General features: G+C 71.2%; 15 protein-coding genes. 10 read left to right on the top strand and 5 right to left on the bottom strand.

Annotation, left to right across the window (positions count from 1 at the left end; genetic code table 11):
• Window positions 1-147 precede the first annotated feature (147 nt).
• Complete coding sequence (locus ACFZDJ_RS20470) at window positions 148-1,482, top strand: CNNM domain-containing protein (RefSeq protein ID WP_391060664.1); 1,335 nt, start codon at window positions 148-150, stop codon at window positions 1,480-1,482.
• Window positions 1,479-2,576, top strand: coding sequence for a CNNM domain-containing protein (locus ACFZDJ_RS20465; RefSeq protein WP_391060662.1), 1,098 nt, complete (start codon window positions 1,479-1,481; stop codon window positions 2,574-2,576). The genes ACFZDJ_RS20470 and ACFZDJ_RS20465 overlap by 4 nt, the downstream gene beginning before the upstream one ends.
• 303 nt (window positions 2,577-2,879) lie before the next feature.
• Here the strand turns inward: ACFZDJ_RS20465 and ACFZDJ_RS20460 are convergent, their stop codons facing one another.
• Window positions 2,880-4,745 (bottom strand): AAA family ATPase, encoded by a 1,866-nt coding sequence (locus ACFZDJ_RS20460; protein WP_391060660.1) that lies wholly within the window; start codon window positions 4,743-4,745, stop codon window positions 2,880-2,882.
• Between the two features lie 435 nt (window positions 4,746-5,180).
• On the bottom strand, window positions 5,181-5,924 hold the full coding sequence (locus ACFZDJ_RS20455; protein WP_391060658.1) for a uridine kinase: 744 nt from the start codon (window positions 5,922-5,924) through the stop codon (window positions 5,181-5,183).
• Between the two features lie 119 nt (window positions 5,925-6,043).
• Between ACFZDJ_RS20455 and ACFZDJ_RS20450 the strand changes: the two genes are divergently transcribed.
• Complete coding sequence (locus ACFZDJ_RS20450; RefSeq protein WP_391060656.1) at window positions 6,044-7,402, top strand: C39 family peptidase; 1,359 nt, start codon at window positions 6,044-6,046, stop codon at window positions 7,400-7,402.
• A gap of 77 nt (window positions 7,403-7,479) precedes the next feature.
• On the opposite strand, the gene ACFZDJ_RS20445 is transcribed toward ACFZDJ_RS20450, so the two are convergent.
• Entirely contained in the window at window positions 7,480-8,979 is a 1,500-nt protein-coding gene (locus ACFZDJ_RS20445) for a M1 family aminopeptidase (RefSeq protein ID WP_390936596.1), read from the bottom strand.
• Window positions 8,980-9,216: 237 nt separating this feature from the next.
• Between ACFZDJ_RS20445 and ACFZDJ_RS20440 the strand changes: the two genes are divergently transcribed.
• A complete protein-coding gene (locus ACFZDJ_RS20440) occupies window positions 9,217-9,363 on the top strand; it encodes an SCO1431 family membrane protein (protein ID WP_107096575.1) in 147 nt (48 codons plus the stop codon).
• A gap of 165 nt (window positions 9,364-9,528) precedes the next feature.
• The gene (locus tag ACFZDJ_RS20435; RefSeq protein WP_391060654.1) at window positions 9,529-10,188 is read left to right on the top strand and encodes a TetR family transcriptional regulator; all 660 of its coding nucleotides are present in this window, start codon (window positions 9,529-9,531) and stop codon (window positions 10,186-10,188) included.
• A 50-nt stretch (window positions 10,189-10,238) separates the two neighbouring features.
• On the opposite strand, the gene ACFZDJ_RS20430 is transcribed toward ACFZDJ_RS20435, so the two are convergent.
• Window positions 10,239-11,480, bottom strand: coding sequence for a glycosyl hydrolase family 18 protein (locus ACFZDJ_RS20430; RefSeq protein WP_391060652.1), 1,242 nt, complete (start codon window positions 11,478-11,480; stop codon window positions 10,239-10,241).
• Between the two features lie 351 nt (window positions 11,481-11,831).
• Here ACFZDJ_RS20430 and ACFZDJ_RS20425 point away from each other — a divergent pair, with 351 nt between their 5' ends.
• From ACFZDJ_RS20425 to ACFZDJ_RS20415, 3 genes are all read left to right on the top strand, one after another.
• The gene (locus ACFZDJ_RS20425) at window positions 11,832-13,025 is read left to right on the top strand and encodes an acyl-CoA dehydrogenase family protein (protein WP_391060650.1); all 1,194 of its coding nucleotides are present in this window, start codon (window positions 11,832-11,834) and stop codon (window positions 13,023-13,025) included.
• A 422-nt stretch (window positions 13,026-13,447) separates the two neighbouring features.
• The gene (locus ACFZDJ_RS20420; RefSeq protein WP_391060648.1) at window positions 13,448-14,575 is read left to right on the top strand and encodes a hypothetical protein; all 1,128 of its coding nucleotides are present in this window, start codon (window positions 13,448-13,450) and stop codon (window positions 14,573-14,575) included.
• A gap of 12 nt (window positions 14,576-14,587) precedes the next feature.
• A complete protein-coding gene (locus tag ACFZDJ_RS20415; protein WP_390936585.1) occupies window positions 14,588-15,700 on the top strand; it encodes a phosphotransferase in 1,113 nt (370 codons plus the stop codon).
• Window positions 15,701-15,713: 13 nt separating this feature from the next.
• Here the strand turns inward: ACFZDJ_RS20415 and ACFZDJ_RS20410 are convergent, their stop codons facing one another.
• Complete coding sequence (locus tag ACFZDJ_RS20410) at window positions 15,714-16,151, bottom strand: hypothetical protein (RefSeq protein ID WP_385369962.1); 438 nt, start codon at window positions 16,149-16,151, stop codon at window positions 15,714-15,716.
• Between the two features lie 267 nt (window positions 16,152-16,418).
• Here ACFZDJ_RS20410 and ACFZDJ_RS20405 point away from each other — a divergent pair, with 267 nt between their 5' ends.
• Together ACFZDJ_RS20405 and ACFZDJ_RS20400 are read left to right on the top strand one after the other, a co-directional pair.
• Window positions 16,419-16,859 carry an Lrp/AsnC ligand binding domain-containing protein gene (locus ACFZDJ_RS20405; RefSeq protein WP_390936583.1) on the top strand — a complete coding sequence of 147 codons (441 nt, stop codon included), beginning with the start codon at window positions 16,419-16,421 and terminating at the stop codon, window positions 16,857-16,859.
• Between the two features lie 47 nt (window positions 16,860-16,906).
• Window positions 16,907-18,523, top strand: coding sequence for an amidohydrolase family protein (locus ACFZDJ_RS20400; protein ID WP_391060645.1), 1,617 nt, complete (start codon window positions 16,907-16,909; stop codon window positions 18,521-18,523).
• Window positions 18,524-18,595: the final 72 nt, after the last annotated feature.

Raw genomic sequence — 18,595 nt, 5'->3', positions numbered from 1 at the left:
GGCGTTTTCGTTGCGCCTCCGCCGCTGATTTTCCACCTGGTGACTCAGAGGCCCCCTGCTACCCGAGGAGTGACTCCCTCCAGCGATGGACGGATCGTCCTGTAGTACCTGCGCCGCCCCCTCCCGACATATCGAGGCGGCGGCATCATGACCATCCCCCTGCTGCTCCTTGGGGCGGCGTTCCTGCTGATTCTCGCCAACGGCTTCTTCGTGGCGGCCGAGTTCGGCCTCGTCACGGTCGAGCGGCCCGACGCCGAGAAGGCGGCGGCCGAAGGCGACCGACGGGCCGCCACGGTCGTCGAATCGCTCAAGGAGCTGTCCTTCCAGCTCTCCGGCACCCAGCTCGGCATCACCATCACCTCGCTCGTCGTCGGCATGCTCGCCGAACCCGCGCTCGCCGAACTGCTGCATGGCCCCTTCACGGCGCTCGGAGTGCCCGAGGGCGCCGTGTCCGGTGTCGCCGTGGTGGTCGGCATGCTGCTCGCCGCGGCCGTGCAGATGGTGATCGGCGAACTCGTGCCCAAGAACTGGGCGGTCTCCAAGCCGCTTCAGGTCGCCCGCTTCGTCGCGGGCCCGCAGCACGTCTTCTCCCGGCTCTTCCGGCCGGTGATCGCCGCGCTCAACACCGTCGCCAACCGGCTCGTACGGGCCCTGGGCGTCGAACCCGCCGAGGAGCTGGCCTCCGCCCGCACCCCCGGCGAGCTCATCTCCCTGGCCCGGCACTCGGCCCAGGCCGGCGCGCTGGAGCAGGACACCGCGGATCTCTTCGTACGGACCATCTCGCTCGCCGACCTGACCGCCCAGCACGTCATGACCCCGCGGGTACGGGTCAGCGCCCTCCAGTCCTCCGCCACGGCCGAGGACGTCGTCAACCTCACCCGCGCCACCGGCCTCTCCCGCTTCCCCGTCTACCGGGAGCGGATCGACGAGATCGTCGGCATGGCGCACCTCAAGGACGCTCTGGCGATCCCCTCCCAGGACCGGCTGCGCACCCCCGTCGGCCGGATCGCCCAGGCCCCGCTGCTCGTCCCGGAGACACTGCCCGTGCAGCCCCTGCTCGAACAGCTGCGCAACCAGCAGCCGATCGCCGTCGTCGTCGACGAGTACGGCGGTACGGCGGGCGTGGTCACCCTGGAGGACATCGTCGAGGAACTCGTCGGCGAGGTCCGCGACGAGCATGACGCCAAGGACCTGCCGGAGCTCGCCGCCGTGGCGCCCGAGGACGGGCGGCCCGCCTGGGACGCGGACGGCAGCTGCCGGGTCGACGTCCTGCAGCGCATAGGCCTCGACGTGCCCGAGGGCCCGTACGAGACCGTCGCGGGCCTCGTCGCCGATCTGCTCGGCCGGATCCCGGCCCCCGGCGACAAGGCCGAACTGCCCGGCTGGCGTCTGTCGGTACGCCAGGTCGGGCACTACCGGGCCGAACGGGTCCGGCTGGTCAGGACCGCCGACGCGGTTGCCGCGCCGGAGGCCGTCCGATGAGCGTGCTCCAACTCCTGTTCGCCGTGTTGCTGGTGCTCGCCAACGGGTTCTTCGTCGGCGCCGAGTTCGCGCTCGTCTCCGTGCGGCGCAGTCAGATCGAACCCCTCGAGTCCGCGCGGGCCCGTCAGGTCCTGTACGGCCTGGAGCGGCTGCCGCAGATGATGGCGGCGGCCCAGTTCGGCATCACCATCTGCTCCTTGACGCTCGGCGCGGTGGCCGAACCGACGGTCGCCCACCTGCTGGAGCCCGTCTTCGAGGCCGTGCACCTCCCCGAAGGGGTCATCCACCCCCTCGGATACGTCATCGCGCTCGCCCTCGTCGTCTTCTTCCACCTCGTCATCGGCGAGATGGTCCCGAAGAACCTGGCGATGGCCGCGCCCGAGAAGACGGCACTGTGGCTGAGCCCCGGCCTGGTGGCCTTCGCGCGCCTGTGCCGTCCCGTCACCGTGGCCCTGGGCGCATGCGCCCGCCTCATCCTGAAACTCTTCCGGGTCGAACCCAAGGACGAGGTCGAGGCGGTCTTCACGAGCGAGCAGCTCAACCGGCTCGTCGAGGACTCCGGTCAGGCGGGCCTGCTGGACCCCGAGGAGCAGGAACGCCTCGAAGACGCCCTGGAACTGGGCTCCCGCCCGGTCACCGACGTCCTCCTGGACCACGACTCCCTGGTCACCGTCGGCCCCTCCGTCACTCCCGGCCAGGTCGTCGCGCTCACCGCCCGCACCGGGTACTCCCGGTTCCCGGTGGTCGCGGAGAACGGCGCCTTCATGGGCTATCTCCATGTGAAGGACGTACTCGACCTGGAGGAGTCCGAACGGGCGGTTCCCCAGCACCTGTGGCGGCACATGACCACCCTGAGCTCCGAACTCCCGCTGGACGACGCCCTGACCGTGATGCGCCGCGCCGCGACGCACCTCGCGCAGGTCGCGGACGCGTCGGGGAAGGTTCTGGGTCTTGTCACACTGGAGGACGTCCTGGAGCTCCTGGTCGGTGAGGTGCGCGACCCGGCCCATCGGGACGTGGGCGCTGCCGCTGTGGCCACGCCGCTCACGGAAGCCCGCCTCAGCGAGGCCCCGGAGCAGGCCCTGGCAACCTGACGCCACCGTGTGGGGAGCTGCTCGCGCAGCTCCCCACACCCCCAGACCGGGGCTACGCCCCGATTCCCCCTACGCCTGGTTGTTCGGCTGCGGGGCGGTGGGGGTTGCTCGCGCGGTTCCCCGCGCCCCTGAGAGCCTCGGCGCATCCGGCGTTCGAGGCCGAGGGCCCGCCCCACCCCCGGCCGTCGCCCCGCACCTTCAGCCCGTGCGGCGTTTGAGGACGAGGCCGAAGGCCGATGCCCCACCCACCCGGGTCGGCCCCGGCGTTCAGCCCGTCCGGCGATTGAGGACGAGGGACGTTGGTTACATTGCTGACGGGTCCTGGGGACCCCGGCCCGACAGCACCTCCCCGTACGCCTGCATAAGGTCCGGCAGCCGGAGTGTCGACAAGTCGTCGCGGGAGGGCGTGTTCGGATAGCCGGAGAGACGGAGGTCCCGGTACGCGCAGCTCTTCTCGTACAGGGTCCGCAGGAACCGGCCGTTGCCGAGTTCGTCGATCCAGCCCTGATCCACCACATGCCCGCCGATGGAGCGCAGCTCGTCGAGCGCCTCCTCGTCCCAGATGTCACCGTTCTCGGCGGCGAGCACCTCACCGATGGAGGTGAGTTCCAGGGGGCGGTAGGAGGGGAAGTCGACTCGGGTGGTGAAGCGGGAGGAGAGGCCGGGGTTGGCGGCCAGGAGGCGGTCCATGCCCTCCGGGTAGCCGGCGAGGATGACGACGAGGTGGTCGCGGTTGTCCTCGGCCCGCTTCAGCAGCACCTGCAGCGCCTCGTCCCCGTACGCGTCCCCCTTGCCGTAGCCCGAGTTCGACAGCGCGTACGCCTCGTCCACGAAGAGGACCCCGCCGATCGCCGAGTCGATCAGCTCGTTGGCCTTGACGGCGGTCTGGCCCAGGTACTCGCCCACAAGATCCGCCCGCTGTGCCTCCACGAGGTGGTCACCGCCGAGCAGACCGAGCGCGTAGAACACCCGTCCGAGAATGCGAGCCACCGTGGTCTTGCCGGTGCCCGAGGGGCCGGAGAAGACGAAATGGCGCTTCGGCGGCTGGACCGGCAGGCCCTGTCCGGTCCGCAGCCGCGCCATGTTCAGCTGCGCCGACAAGGCCTTGACCTGCCGCTTCACCGGCTCCAGCCCGACCATGCGCTCCAGTTCGGCGAGCGCTTCGTCAAGTAAGGCGGGGTCGGTCGGCCCGGCCGGCAACGGCTGCACCGGCACCACGGCCTTCTCGCGCACCACGTCGGTCTCCGGCGGCAACGCGCCCGGCGGGAGAGGATCGGGCTCCGAGAGTTTCAGGTCGCGGCCCTCGGCGCCGAAGAGGGGATCGATCCCGTCGGGGCCGTCCATGACGTCCTGCCCGACCCCGGCGAGGGTGATCGCCGCGAGGTCGGCGGCGGCGTCGTCGTACCCGTCGCCCTCGGAGATCGCGGCCAACCGGGCCGAGGTGTCCATGAAGGCCGGGTCGACACGGTGCACCGCCCGGTACAAGGGCAGCGCGGCGGCCGACCGCCCGGTGCCCTCGTGGGCCCGCGCGAGCCAGTACCGCAGCTCCTTGCGCTGGGGCTGCTCGCTGCGACAGCGCATCAGCGCGGAGGACAGGAGCGGCTCCGCCTGGCCGAACATCTCCAGGCGGACCCGGGCCATGCCGCCGAAGAGGCCGGCCTCTATGCCCAGCATGGGGTCGTCGATCAGCGGATCCGTGTGCCGGACCAGCTGCTCCCAGTCCTTGACCAGATAGGCCCGACAGGCGTGCAGAAACCGCACCTGGTGATCGGCGTCGACCGGCGGCAGCCCCGCGAGCGCCCGGTCCAGCTCGGGCACATGGCGGCCGTCCAGCCAGTGCGAGGCGTGCGCGAGCAGCAGATCGCGCGGGCTCTCCAGCACCGGCTGCACCCACCAGCCCAGCCAGTACCAGGAGTTGAGCGTGCGCCGGTGCCGCGTGCGCTGCTCACCGAAGCGGTCCCGGTGCCGGAACATCCGCAGCAGCGCGGTCGTCGTGTCCACCCGCAGCGCGTGCAGTCCGAGCCAGCCGTCCGCCATCCCCGGGTCCATCCGGACCGCGGTGCGGAACTCCTCCTCCGCCTGCGGATAGGCGCCCATGGTGTAGGCGTCCACACCTCGCATCCAGGCGAGGTCGGCCGGGGCCTCCGGGCCCTGCATGCCGAAGTCCATCACGTCCCCCACAAACCGTGCCCCCGATGGTTCTGCGAACGGGCCGGTGCCCGTCGGCAGCTTTGGTCGAACCCCTGTGCCGCGGACGGGAGTTGCACCGGTGCGCAGAGCAGCCGTCCGAAGGTCGCACCGAGAGGCATCGTACCTGCGGTTCATGGGCGTGCCGAAGGGTGCCGCACGCCCCGTTCCACGAGGTGGGAGCAGATGGGGCGCACTTGACTCGGTGACCGAGGGTGAGCAGATCGCGGCTCGGAGCGCCCGAAAAGAGAGGGTGTGGGCAGAACGAAGCCCCCGATCACGGGGGAACAACCGGGGGCTTCGCGACTGCGGGCGGCTTCGAAAGACCGCACATTCAGAACGTAAGTCCTGTACGGCCCCCGGGTCAAGCCGAGTTGAGGCACTTGGAGAACTTCCCCCGCAAGGCTCTTCACAAGTTCAGCACATTGCGGATGATCCGTCACCGTGAGTGAGGGGCTGGTCCGGTCCAGCGGTCTCAGTGGGTCCCGAAAACACCTCGTATCCCTCAGAACACTGCCGCACCAGAAGATCGGCAAAGGGTTTTGAGGGATCCTCGACGAAGTGCTGACGCTCGGCGGCGACCCACCCGGCCCAGAACGCGCTCTGCGCCTCGCCGTCCCGTCGCCGCCCTCGTGTCCAGGCCTCGTCGCGCGCCAGTTCCATCCACAGCAGCCGCGCGAGATACGGGCGCAGCGCCCGGCGCCCGGCGCCGACCCCCTCCAGCAGGATCACCGGCGCGGGCGGCAGTTCGCGGACCGGACCGAAGGCGCGGGCGGTCCAGTCGTACGGCGCGTAGCACGCCGTTTCGCCCCGGCTCAGCGGTTCCACCACCTGGCGCAGCAGTCGCTCGGTCCAGCCGAACAGTTCCTCGTGCGTCGCGATGTCGTCGAGGTGCAGCACGGGCGCGTCGCCCAGTGCCGCGGCCAGCCGTCCGGCGAAGGTGGTCTTCCCGGAGCCGGCGTGCCCGTCGACGCCGATCAGACGGACGGATCCGCAGGAGGGCGGCAGGGCGCGCAGGCGCGCGGCGAGGTCGCGAATGACGGTTCCCGAGGTGCGGTGAGATACGGGCGCATCCGCCCGGCGGGCACACGCACCCCTGTACGGGGAACACTCTAGTGGCGGCCGGCGCGCCCCCGCCGGAACCGAGGCGTCGCAGGTCATGCCAGTGGTTCCGACCAATATTGGTGGGCGCGGCACAGGCCGAAGTGCTGGCAGGAGCCGCCTTCCACCGTCCATAGTGGGGAGCCGCCGCTTCCGGACGAACGGGGGGTCCCCCACCCATGACCAGAGCTTCAGAGCCGTCCCGCAGAGCCCTCCTGGCCGTGGCGTTCGCCGCGGCGGCGACCGGTACCGCGGGCTCCGCGGCCGCGGCCACACCGGCCGGGGCGGCGCACACGCACGCGGGTCCGGGCCTCGTGGACAACCGGGCCTGGACCTCGTACGCCGACTGGCGGACCGGCACCGCGAAGGGCACGCGGGCCCTCGAGGCCGCCCGTCCCGGCCTGGTGATCGCGACCCCGACCGGCACCGCGGACTACACCGACCCGCACAGCGGAAAGACCGCGACCTGGGAGTACGCGACCTGGACCTCCCCGGTCCACCGGCTCGCCGTCCCCGCCACCGAGGCCATCGCCTCCTGGAACGCGCGCACCCCTGCGGGCACCTGGCTCCAGGTCGAGCTCACGGGCACGTACTCCGACGGCACCGCCACCCCCTGGTACGTGATGGGCCGCTGGGCGGCCGGCGACCAGGACATCAAGCGGACCTCCGTGGACGGCCAGAAGGACGGCAAGAGCAGTATCTCGACGGACACCTTCTCGATCGACGACGCGGCCTCGGGCCTGCGCCTCGTCTCGTACCGGCTCCGTCTGACCCTGTACCGCAGCCCGGGCTCCGGGCTCACGCCCACCGTGTGGCGGCTCGGCGCGATGGGCTCCGACATCCCCGACCGCTTCACCGTCCCGGCCTCCACCCCCGGACCCGCCCGGGAGCTGAGGGTCCCGCGCTACTCCCAGGAGATCCACGCGGGCCAGTACCCCGAGTACGACAACGGCGGCGAGGCCTGGTGCAGTCCCACCTCCTCGCAGATGATCATCGAGTACTGGGGGCGCAGGCCCACGGCGGAGCAACTCGCCTGGGTCGACCCGGCCTTCGCCGACCCGCAGGTCTGCCACGCGGCCCGCTTCACCTACGACTACCAGTACGGGGGCTGCGGCAACTGGCCCTTCAACGCGGCGTACGCGGCGACGTACAAGGACCTCCAGGGGGTGGTCACCCGTCTCCGCTCGCTCACCGACCTGGAGACGCTGATCGCCGCCGGCATCCCGGCCATGACGTCCCAGTCGTTCCTGAAGTCCGAGCTGACGGGGGCGGGGTACGGGACCTCGGGCCACCTCATGACCGTCATCGGATTCACCGCGGGCGGCGATGTGATCGCCAATGACCCCGCCTCGCCGGGCGACGACGCCGTGCGCCGGGTCTACAAGCGGCGCGAGTGGGAGAACATCTGGCTCCGTACCAAGAGGTACAACGCCTCCGGGAACGTCGTCTCCGGTACGGGCGGGGTCTGTTACCTGTACTTCCCGGCGAATCCGTCGGCGGGGCAGAGCGAGGCGCTCAAGGCGGTCGGAGTCCGTTGAGTGAGGGGGCGACCCCCGTGGTGCCGCCCCCTCACTCGGCCTCGGTCCCTCAGCCTCAGTCCCTCACCTCTGGTTCCTCAGCCCTGGACCGGGTTGACCACCCAGTCGGGGTGATTGGGCATCGGCGGGGTCTTGGCGCCGTAGAGCCACGGGTGCAGGAAACCGTCGAGGTCCTGGCCCGCGACCTTGGACGCCAGGTCGACGTAGTCCTGGGTACTGGCGATCTTTCCGCGGTACTCGGTGACCCAGGCCCGCTCGATCTTCCCGAACGTCTCCTGGCCGACCTTCTCGCGCAGCGCGTACAGGACGAGCGTCGAGCCGTCGTACCGCATCCGCTTGAAGAGGTTCGGTTCGGTCGGTTCGGCGGGGGCGCCGTAGTCGTGGCGCCACTGGTCGTGGCTCGCGTACGCCGTCTTCATCGTGGCCTCGAAGCTGTCGCCGCCGTGCGCCTGCGAGTACAGCCGCTCGTAGAAGCGTGCGTGGCCCTCGCTCAGCCACAGGTCGGACCAGGTCTTGATGCCGACGCTGTCGCCGGTCCACTGGTGGGTGAGCTCGTGCACCAGGTTCCGCTCGGCGCCGACCCGGTCGCCGAGCAGGTCGGCCTTCGGGATCAGGGAGAGCGTCTGTGTCTCCAGGGCCACGCCCAGGTCGGTGTCGCCGACGAGGAGGCCGTAGCGGTTGAAGGGGTAGGGACCGAGCCGCTCCTCCAGCCACGCGATGTGGTCGGCCGTGAGCTTGCGGTACTGCGCGGTGGAGGCGACCAGGTCGTCCGGGACCACATCGCGGATCGGCAGCCCGTGCGGCCCGGTGCTGTCGACGAAGGTGAACCTGCCGATCGCCAGCTGGGCGAGCTGGGAGGCGAGGGGCTGTTCCGAGTCGTACGTCCACTTCACGCGCCCGTCCGCCTGCTCGGCGCGGCCGGTGAGCTCGCCGTTGGCAACGGCCGTGAGGCCCGGCGGGGTGGTGATGCGGAAGGTGATCGGGGCGCGCTGGCTCGGGTGGTCGTTCGACGGGAAGATCATCTTGGCGCCGTTGGGCTGCGGGTACAGCACCGTGCCGTCCGGCGTGGGGATCCAGCCGTAGTCCTCGATGGCGTCGTCGCGGTGCCGTATCTGCGTCGGGTCGGCGGTGTAGGTGACCTTGACCGTGAAGGGCTTGTCCTTGGCGAGCGGCTTGGCCGGGGTGATCACCAGTTCGTCGCCGTCGCGCACGGCCTTGGCGGTCGTCCCGTCCACGGTCACCGTGTGCAGGGTGTTGCCCGCGAAGTCCAGGTCGAAGCGGGACAGCGCCTGGGTGGCGGTCGCCTTGACCGTCGTGGCGGCCTCGAAGGGCGTCCTGGGCGCCTGCCAGTCGAAGTCGAGCAGGTAGCGGTTCACCTTGTAGCCGCCATTGCCGTCGAGCGGGAAGATCGGGTCGCCGAGGCCCGGCGCCCCCGGGGAGGGCGCGGCGGGCGGGGACGTGGGGGCGGACGGGGAGCCGGCGGCTTGCGAGACCGGCCCCGTCAAGGCGGCTGCCACCGTGATCGCCGCCGCCAGAGCGAGGCGGGCTCTGCGGCGAGGCGTCCGGAACGTGCTCATCGAGGACCTTTCGGTTGGCTGACCACTGTCCTGTGAGGAGACCCACACCCCCGGTGCATCGTTGCCGAAAAGCGAGGTATTCGAAGGTGGTCGAAGTGTCCGGCGTGTCCCGTCGAGAGGTTCGGGGTGACCGAGGTCTCTACCGCTGAAACCCGTTCCGGTGGCAAGGTGGTCGGGTCGGTGGGGAGCCGGCGTGAGGCGGGGGATGTCACCGCTCCACTACGTCAGCGAGAAACCATGACCGCGAGCTCCGCCACCGCCACCCGACTCCGCGCCCGCACGGGCGGCCCCAAGGACGACGGCCCCAAGATCCTCGAACACGTCGCGGGCTGGACCTTCGTCGTGGTCCTCGCGATGCTCGTCACCCAGCTCGGCCTGCTGTGAACCGAACCGGCGGACCCGCTGTGAACTGAACCGGCGGACGCCGGGCCGAGCCCACACGACAGTCCTCCCCAAGACCGCGCCCAGTCGATCAGAGTCGAACGAGTGGGTGGTACCGGTCTGCAATACTGCCAACGTCCCGCTGGCAGTCGGAGACTAGGGCTGGAATTGAATCATAGTCAACAGCGCGCCGTCGACCGCCCCCGGGCGCGCGGCACCGATCGCTCACTGGCGCGCCGCGCCGAACTCATCGCCATCGGGCGGAAGTTGTTCGCCGACACGTCCTACGACGCGCTGTCGATGGATGACATCGCACGCCAGGCGCATGTCGCCAAAGGGCTGATCTACTACTACTTCAAGTCCAAGCGCGGCTACTACCTCGCGATCGTCGAGGACTCGGTCGCGGACCTGATCTCCCGGGCGGCGAGCGGCCTCGAGCTGCCCCCGGCCGAGCGGGTGCACCGCACCATCGACGGCTATCTGCGCTACGCCGAGCACAACCAGGCCGCGTACCGCACGATCATCACCGGCGGAGTCGGCTTCGACACCGACGTGCAGGCCATCCGCGAGGGCGTGCGCGAGGTCATCGTCGAGACCATCGCCGAAGGGGCGTACGGCAGGCGCAAGGTAGCGCCGCTGCCCCGTATGGCGCTGCTCGGCTGGCTCTACAGCGTCGAGGGCGCGACCCTCGAATGGATCGGCCACCCGGCCCTGCCGCGCGACACGGTCCGTGAGCTGCTGGTGAAGATGCTGGGCGGCGCGATGCGCGCGGTCGAGGAACTCGACCCCTCCTACCGGGCCCCGCAGGCGGCCCGCCGGGAGACCTGAGCGAGGGGCGAGGCAATCGAACCCCCGCCCCGACTCATGTACGACACCGGCTAGTTGATCGCCTTGATCAGCTCCCCGTTCGAGGTGTCACCGCTGAGCTCCCAGAAGAAGGTGCCGCCCAGGCCCTGCTGGTTCTTGTACGTCATCTTCCCCGCGATGGTCGACGGGGTGTCGTAACTCCACCAGTCGGTACCGCACTTGGCGTACGCCGTGCCGCCGACCGTGCCCGTCGCCGGGCACTTCGTCTTCAGCACCTTGTAGTCGTCGATGCCCTGCTCGTAGGTTCCCGCCGCCGGTCCGGTGGCCGTGCCGCCGGGGGCCGCCTGGGTGACGCCGGTCCAGCCGCGCCCGTAGAACCCGATGCCCAGCAGCAGCTTCGAGGCCGGGATGCCCAGGCCCTTGAGCTTCGCGATCGTGGCGGAGGTGTAGTAGCCCGGCTTGGGGATACCGGTGTACGAGTTCAGCGGAGAGTGCGGAGCCGTGGGGCCGGCCGCGTCCCAGGCGCCGAAGAAGTCGTACGTCATGGGGTTGTACCAGTCGACGTACTGCGCCGCGCCCGCGTAGTCCGCCGCGTCGATCTTGCCGCCCGCGGTGGCGTCCGCCGTGATCGCCGCGGTGACCAGGTTGCCGGAGCCGAACTTCGCCCGCAGTGCCGCCATCACGTTCTTGAAGGCCGCCCTGCCGCTGGTGTCGCAGGTGTTGCCACAGGCGTTCGGGTACTCCCAGTCGATGTCGATGCCGTCGAAGACGTCCGCCCACTTGGAGTTCTCGACCAGGTCGTAGCAGGACTGCGCGAACGCGGCCGGGTTCTTGGCGGCCTCGCCGAAGCCGCTCGACCAGGTCCAACCGCCGAAGGACCAGAGGACCTTGAGGTTCGGGTGCTTCTTCTTCAGCTTGCGCAACTGGTTGAAGTTGCCGCGCAGGGGCTGGTCCCAGGTGTCGGCGACTCCGTCCACCGACTGGTCGGCGGTGTACGCCTTGTCGGTCGCCGCGTAGGCGTCGCCCATGGCGCACTTGCCGCCGGTGACATTGCCGAAGGCGTAGTTGATGTGAGTGAGCTTGGCGGCCGAGCCGGACGTCTCGACATTCTTGACGTGGTAGTTCCGGTCGTAGACGCCCCATTCCGTGAAGTAGCCGACGACCTTGGAGCCGGCGGCCTCCTGGGCCGAGGGGGCCGCGGTGGTCGCGGTGGCCGTGCCCGCGCCGGCGAGCAGCGTGACGCCGAGGGCGGCGCAACAGGCGGCGGACAGAAGCGCTCGGAAGCGGGAGCGGGGGCGGTGCGGTCGGAGCATCGGTTCTCCTCGTGGGGGAGGGGAGTGTGGGGGAGGCGTGCTGGGACCTGCGCGTGCCGTTTGGCATGAACGCGGTGAGGCGTTGACGGAACAGTAGGAGGACTAGACCAGTGCGTCAATGGTTCGGACCAATTGGGCGGAGCGGTCGGCCCGGTTCCCCTTTCTTCCGGTAAGCGGTCGTTAACTGGTGACTCGGTGCCCCCGAGCGGGCATACTCACAGCGCCACAGCCGCTGATCAGGCCGTTCTCCACCCAGGAACGGCAGCATCGGCTGGGCCGCGAGACCCGGCGCCGCCGCCCCACCCCTGGCGCGCGTGCGCCGACGCGCCCGACAGGGAGGAGAGCGTCGCCATGCCCGACCGCGCCCCGCAGCCGGTGGACCGTCAACTGCCCACGGATGATGCCCGGGATCTGATCTCCCTCGTCCGTGACATCGCGCAGCGCGAGATAGCCCCGAAGGCGGCCGAGGAGGAGGACGCCGGACGCTTCCCGCGCGAGATCTTCGGCCTGCTCTCGGAATCCGGACTGCTCGGACTGCCGTACGACTCCGAGTACGGCGGCGGTGACCAGCCGTACGAGGTCTACCTTCAGGTCCTCGAAGAGCTCGCCATGGCCCGCCTCACCGTCGGCCTCGGCGTCAGCGTGCACACCCTCTCCTGCCATGCCCTGGCGAACTACGGCACCAAGGAACAGCGGGCCGAGCACCTGCCCGCGATGCTCGATGGCGGCCTGCTGGGGGCCTACTGCCTGTCTGAGCCGTCCTCCGGCTCGGACGCCGCCTCCCTGCGGACGAAGGCCGTCCGGGAGGGCGGGGGAGAAGCCGGGAGCGGGGGAGAGTGGGCGATCACGGGCACCAAGGCCTGGATCACACACGGCGGCGTCGCCGACTTCTACACCGTGCTCGCCCGCAGCGGCGGCGCGGGCCCCCGCGGCATCACCGCGTTCCTGGTGCCCGGCCACGCCGAGGGGCTGAGCGTCGCCCCGCCCGAGAGGAAGATGGGCATGAAGGGCTCGCCCACCGCCCAGGTCCACTTCGACGGCGTACGGGTGTCCGACGGCCGGCGCATCGGCGACGAGGGGCAGGGCTTCGCGATCGCCCTCGCCGCGCTCGACTCCGGCCGGCTCGGCATCGCGGCCTGCGCCATCGGCGTCGCCCAGGCTGCCCTCGACGAGGCCGTCGCGTACGCGACCGGGCGCGAGCAGTTCGGCCGGCGGATCTCCGACTTCCAGGGCCTGCGTTTCATGCTCGCGGACATGGCGACGCAGATCGAGGCGGGCCGCGCGCTCTACCTGGCCGCGGCACGGCTGCGCGACGCGGGGCGGCCCTTCGCCAAGCAGGCCGCCATGGCGAAGCTGCTGTGCACGGACACGGCGATGAAGGTCACCACGGACGCCGTCCAGGTGCTCGGCGGGTACGGCTACACCGCGGACTTCCCGGTCGAGCGCTATCTGCGCGAGGCCAAGGTCCTCCAGATCGTCGAGGGCACCAATCAGATCCAGCGGTTGGTCATCGCCCGTCACCTCGCGGGGCCGGAGTCACACTGAACTGCCCGTAGCCGTACAGGACCGGCGGCGCCGTCAGCCGGACCCACTCCGGGTCGTGGCGCCCCGGCAGCGTGCGGCCGCGCTCGGCCCAGGCGCGGATCAGCGCGCGGTAGATGGGGGGATCCTGGGCCGGCGGCGCGGCGGCTGCCGGCCGAACCGATTCTGCCGGAGCCGGGACGAAGATCCGGCGAGGCCGCTCGGTCGCCGCATAAGTGGGGGTCATACCGGGGCAACGCGCGGGTGAGCGGCCAGGTCACCCGTCCGCGTAATCGAGCGTGGGTTCGCGGTGGGTCCGTACGGGGGGCGCCCCGACGTGCGGGTGTCTGGCCCCGGGCCGCCATCTGACGTACCGTCAACTGGCGCCGCCGGGGGCCGCACCCTTCCGGGGGACGTCAACCGTCATGCCCCCAGGGAGGCTTGCCGTGCCCGACGACCGCCCCGTTGCCCTCGACGAGTACCCCGTCCACCAGGTGCCCCTGTCCATGAGGCACCTCGCGACCGGGGACCGGAACGCCTACGACCGCTGCATCTTCCATGTCTTCGACCACCAGGGCCGGGCGCTGCTGATCCTGGGGCTCGGCGTCTATCCGAACGCCGGGGTCGTCGACGCCTACGCCACCCTGCGACTCGGCGACCGCCTGCATGCCGTGCGCGCCTCGGACGCGCTCGGGGACGACCGGATGAGCCTCGCCGTCGGCCCGCTGCGCATCCTCGTCGAGCGCCCCCTGCAGACCTTCGTGCTGAGCTGCGCGGCCGATCCCGCCGACCCGGAGGGACTGTCGTACGAGATCACCTGGACGGCGGACTTCCCGGCCCTGTGGGAGCCGCACCACCTCCAGCGGCGCGGCGGCCGGCTCACGCTGGAGGGCAAACGCTTCGTGCAGGCGGGGCACTGCGAGGGCTGGATCCGGATCGGCGGCGAGGAGATACGCCTGGAGCGCGGCCGCTGGAGCGGCACCCGCGACCGCAGTTGGGGCGTGCGCCCGATCCCGGGGGAGGAGGGCGGCCGGCTCGCGGAGGAGAACCCGACGGAGGGCTTCCACTGGCTGTGGTGCCCGGTCCGGTTCGAGGACCGGTTCCTGATGGTCGTCGTCCAGGAGGACGCCGACGGCTACCGGACACTGAACGACGCGACGCTCGTACGCAACGGGGAGCGCGACCTGCAACTCGGCTGGCCCCAGGCCGACATCACCTATCGCGCCGGCAGCCGCCACCCCACGTCCGCCATCATTCATCTCACCCGCCCGGGGGACCGCAAGCCCATGGAGCTGGACGTGGAGGTGCTCACCTCCTCCCCACTCGCCGTCGGAGCCGGCTATCCGCCCGCCGACGACTGGCAGCACGGCACCTGGGTCGGGCGCGACTGGACCGACCGCCGTGCCTACGACCTCTCCGACCCGGCCGCGCACCCCCGTGCCGCATACGGGGTGATCGACCACGCGGCCCGCTGCACGCTGGACGGGCAGGTCGGCCACGGGATCTTCGAGCACGGCTCGTTCGGCCGCCACGACCCGAGCGGCTTCACCGGCTTCGACTCGGTCGCGCCCTGAGGGGGGAATGAGATGGCCATGGCACCGCGCCCGCGCACGACCACCCGTGACCCGGAGGAACTGGGCCGTCGGCTGACCGCCTGGCTCACCGCCCGCCTCCCGGGCGCCAAGGCGGCCGGCATCACCGTCCCCGAGTCCAACGGCATGTCCAGCGAGACCCTGCTCTTCGACATCGAGCACCCCGAACCTCCGCTGTCCGCCTGCGCGTTGAGGCTGGCGGCGGACCCGGCCGCGTACACCGTCTTCCCCGTCTACGACATGCCCCGCCAGTACCGCACGATGAGACTGGTCGCCGAGCGCACCGATCTCCCCGTACCGCGGGTGCTGTGGCTGGAGGAGGACCCCGGCCCGCTCGGCGCGCCGTTCTTCGTCATGGAACGGGTCGAGGGGCGCGTGCCGCCGGACGTCATGCCCTACACGTACGAGGGGAACTGGCTGCACGCGGCGAGCGACCAGGAACGCGAACGGTTGGAGGCGGCCTCGGTGGGTCTCCTCGCCCGGCTGCACGACCAGGTCCCCCCGCCGGAAGCCGGCTTCCTGACCCTCCCGGGCGCGGGCAGTCCCCTCCGTCGCCATGTCGAGGCCCAACGCGCCTACTACGCATGGGTGATTGACGGACTGTCACGCTCACCCCTGATAGAGGGCGCCTTCGACCGGCTCGACGAGCTGTGGCCGCGCGACGAGGGCGAGGCGGTGCTCAACTGGGGCGACGCGCGCATCGGGAACGTCGTCTACGACGGGTTCGCACCCGCGGCCGTCCTCGACTGGGAGATGGCGGCCCTGGCCCCGCGCGAGGTCGACCTCGGCTGGACGGTCTACCTGCACCGCTTCTTCCAGGACCTGACGGAGAGCTTCGGCCAGCGCGGACTGCCCGACTTCCTGCGCCGTGACCGCGTCGAGCGGCGCTACGCCGAACTCACCGGCCACACACCCCGGGACATGGACTTTTACACGCTGTACGCGGCACTGCGGCACGCGATCGTCATGCTGCGCGTCGCCTACCGCCAGGCGTACTTCGGCGAGGTCGCCGTACCGCCGGACCCGGACACACTGATCCTGCACCACGGCAGCCTGCGAGCCATGGTGCAGGGCAGTTACTGGGAGGGACCGGCGGCCGGTCGCTGAACGCGAGGGCCGGTCAGGCGGCCTGACGGCGCATCTCGGGGACCCGCATCGGGCGCGAGGCCGGGCCGCCGACGTGCGAGAACGGCTGCGTCCGCCAGTCGAGTCCCTGAGGGAGCGTCAACAGCAGGGCGGTGTCCTGCTCCTGAGGCTCCACCGACTCGTCGGCGGGACGGGCGTCGCCCGCCGCACGGCCCGTGCCGGCGCAGACCGTCAGCCCGAACGGGTTCCACGGCGAGGCGCACAGCGCGTGCTCGGGCAGGCGCTCCTCGTCCGCGAGGAGCGCGATGGGCTGGGCGCAGTCCGGGCAGATCACCCGGTACATCTCGAAGGTGTCGTAGGCGTCGAACTCCTCACCGTCGACGGCGTCGGGTTCGACGCCCTCCGGCTCGGGTTCGACGACCAGCTTGGGCCGCCTGGATGCGGGACGACCAGGGCGCTTAAGACTCTGCATGGGATTCTCCCCCTCGGGTGGGCCGACAAGGCGCTGCGGCCTCGACCACAGCAAGCATTTCCCGTCCCGTCTCTGCGGTAATCACGAGAACATCACGGACCCGGTTGCGGCACTGTGTCGTTCGTCACATGCCGCCCGCAGGTGCCCGGCGCGGTGGATTTGTCCACCAGGCGGTTCACAGTCAGCACTCTGCCACATCACAAAGCGGGTATGACCTGCGCCGCTGAGGTATCCGACGAGATCAAGGGCCCTGTAGGTTCTTGCGTCATGGAGGAGCTGGACCGACAGATCGTGCAGCTGCTCGTCGCAGACGGGCGGATGAGTTACACCGACCTGGGCAAGGCCACGGGCCTGTCCACGTCCGCCGTGCACCAGCGGGTGCGCCGGCTCGAACAGCGCGGTGTCATCCGCGGCTATGCCGCGGTCGTGGACCCCGAGGCCGTCGGGCTGCCCATGACCGCGTTCATCTCGGTGAAACCATTCGACCCCAGCGCCCCCGACGACATCGCGGAACGCCTCGCGGACGTGCCCGAGATCGAGGCCTGCCACAGCGTCGCGGGCGACGAGAACTACATCCTGAAGGTACGGGTCTCGACCCCGCACGAACTGGAGGAGCTCCTCGCCCGCCTGCGCAGCCTGGCAGGCGTGTCGACCCGCACGACCGTGGTGCTGTCGACGCCGTACGAGGCGCGCCCGCCCCGCATCTGACCCACCCGGGGACCGACCGGACACCGACAGGCGCGAGACTGTTCCCCATGAGTGAGAGCACCGCCACGTCGGACACCGTGCTGTTGCGCGGTGGAGAAGTCCACAGTCCCGCCGATCCCTTCGCCACCGCGATGGTCGTCGAACGCGGACAGATCGCCTGGGTCGGCTCGGAAGGCGCGGCCGACGCCTTCGCCGACGGGGTCGCCGAGGTAGTGGATCTGGAAGGCGCACTGGTCACCCCGGCGTTCACCGACGCCCACGTCCACACCACCTCCACCGGGCTCGCGCTCACCGGCCTCGACCTGTCCGACGCCCCCTCCCTGGACGCCGCCCTCGCCCTCGTACGCGAGTTCGCCGCCGCCCGCCCCGCGGACCGGGTGCTGCTCGGCCACGGCTGGGACGCGGCCCGCTGGCCCGGCGGCCGCCCCCCGACGCGCGCCGAACTCGACGAGGCGGCAGGCGGCCGCCCGCTCTACCTCTCCCGCATCGACGTGCACTCCGCCGTGGTCACCACCGCGCTCCTGGACCTGGTCCCGGGGGTCACCGCACGAGCGGGGTACGCCGCCGACGGCCCCCTGACCCGGGACGCCCACCACGCCGTGCGCGCCGCCGCGCTCGGCGCCGTCACGCCGGCCCAGCGCACCGAGGCCCAGCGCGCCGCGCTCGCCCACGCCGCCTCGCTCGGTATCGGATCCGTGCACGAGTGCGCGGGCCCGGAGATCTCCTCCGAGGACGACTTCACCGGACTGCTGCGCCTCGCCGCCGAGGAAGCCGGCCCCCGGGTCGTCGGCTACTGGGCCGAACAGGATGTCGAAAAGGCCCGGGCGCTGGGCGCGATCGGCGCCGCGGGCGACCTCTTCGTCGACGGGTCCCTGGGTTCGTACACCGCCTGTCTGCACCAGCCGTACGCCGACGCCGACCACACCGGCACCGCCTACCTGGACGCCGCCGCCGTCTGCGCGCATGTGGTCGCCTGCACCGAGGTGGGCCTCCAGGCGGGCTTCCACGCCATCGGGGACGCCGCCGTGACCGCCGTGGTCGAGGGAGTCCGCGCAGCCGCCGAGAAGGTCGGCCTGGCCCGTGTGCGCGCCGCCCGGCACCGCGTCGAGCATGCCGAGATGCTCACCCCGCAGACCATCGCCGGCTTCGCCGAGCTCGGCCTCACCGCCTCCGTGCAGCCCGCCTTCGACGCGCTGTGGGGCGGCGAGGACGGCATGTACGCCCAGCGCCTGGGCGCCGAGCGGGCCCGCGCCCTCAACCCGTTCGCGGCCCTGCTGCGCACCGGCGTGCCGCTGGCCTTCGGTTCCGACAGCCCCGTCACCCCCCTCGACCCGTGGGGCACCGTGCGCGCCGCCGCGTTCCACCGCACCCCGGAGCACCGGGTCTCCGTGCGCGCCGGGTTCACGGCGCATACGCGCGGCGGGTGGCGGGCGATCGGACGGGACGACGCGGGAGTCCTGGTGCCGGGCGCGCCCGCCGACTACGCCGTGTGGCGCACCGAGGAACTGGTCGTGCAGGCCCCCGACGACAGGGTCGCCCGCTGGTCGACCGACCCTCGTTCGGGTACTCCCGGACTGCCCGATCTGAGCCCCGGCGGCGACCTGCCGGTGTGCCTGCGCACGGTCGTCGGCGGGCGGACGGTCTTCGTACGGCCGGGCGAGTGATCTCCCGGGGTGGCGCTGCGGCGATCGTCCGCCGCCGCCCCGTCGCGCGACCTGCGCATCCTCCGCGCTGAC

Source organism: Streptomyces sp. NPDC007896 (genome assembly GCF_042959425.1).
In the GTDB taxonomy this organism is placed as follows: domain Bacteria; phylum Actinomycetota; class Actinomycetes; order Streptomycetales; family Streptomycetaceae; genus Streptomyces.
The sequence above is the reverse complement of the archived record's forward strand: the minus strand, read 5'-3'. Positions and strand labels throughout refer to the sequence as shown.

Coding starts and splice junctions, on each gene's coding strand:
- ACFZDJ_RS20465 (WP_391060662.1), top strand. CDS start 1,479: ATGAGCGTGCTCCAACTCCTGTTCGCCGTGTTGCTGGTGCTCGCCAAC.
- ACFZDJ_RS20405 (WP_390936583.1), top strand. CDS start 16,419: ATGGAGGAGCTGGACCGACAGATCGTGCAGCTGCTCGTCGCAGACGGG.
- ACFZDJ_RS20430 (WP_391060652.1), bottom strand. CDS start 11,480: ATGCTCCGACCGCACCGCCCCCGCTCCCGCTTCCGAGCGCTTCTGTCC.
- ACFZDJ_RS20410 (WP_385369962.1), bottom strand. CDS start 16,151: ATGCAGAGTCTTAAGCGCCCTGGTCGTCCCGCATCCAGGCGGCCCAAG.
- ACFZDJ_RS20460 (WP_391060660.1), bottom strand. CDS start 4,745: ATGGACTTCGGCATGCAGGGCCCGGAGGCCCCGGCCGACCTCGCCTGG.
- ACFZDJ_RS20455 (WP_391060658.1), bottom strand. CDS start 5,924: ATGACCTGCGACGCCTCGGTTCCGGCGGGGGCGCGCCGGCCGCCACTA.
- ACFZDJ_RS20450 (WP_391060656.1), top strand. CDS start 6,044: ATGACCAGAGCTTCAGAGCCGTCCCGCAGAGCCCTCCTGGCCGTGGCG.
- ACFZDJ_RS20470 (WP_391060664.1), top strand. CDS start 148: ATGACCATCCCCCTGCTGCTCCTTGGGGCGGCGTTCCTGCTGATTCTC.
- ACFZDJ_RS20440 (WP_107096575.1), top strand. CDS start 9,217: ATGACCGCGAGCTCCGCCACCGCCACCCGACTCCGCGCCCGCACGGGC.
- ACFZDJ_RS20425 (WP_391060650.1), top strand. CDS start 11,832: ATGCCCGACCGCGCCCCGCAGCCGGTGGACCGTCAACTGCCCACGGAT.
- ACFZDJ_RS20400 (WP_391060645.1), top strand. CDS start 16,907: ATGAGTGAGAGCACCGCCACGTCGGACACCGTGCTGTTGCGCGGTGGA.
- ACFZDJ_RS20415 (WP_390936585.1), top strand. CDS start 14,588: ATGGCCATGGCACCGCGCCCGCGCACGACCACCCGTGACCCGGAGGAA.
- ACFZDJ_RS20445 (WP_390936596.1), bottom strand. CDS start 8,979: ATGAGCACGTTCCGGACGCCTCGCCGCAGAGCCCGCCTCGCTCTGGCG.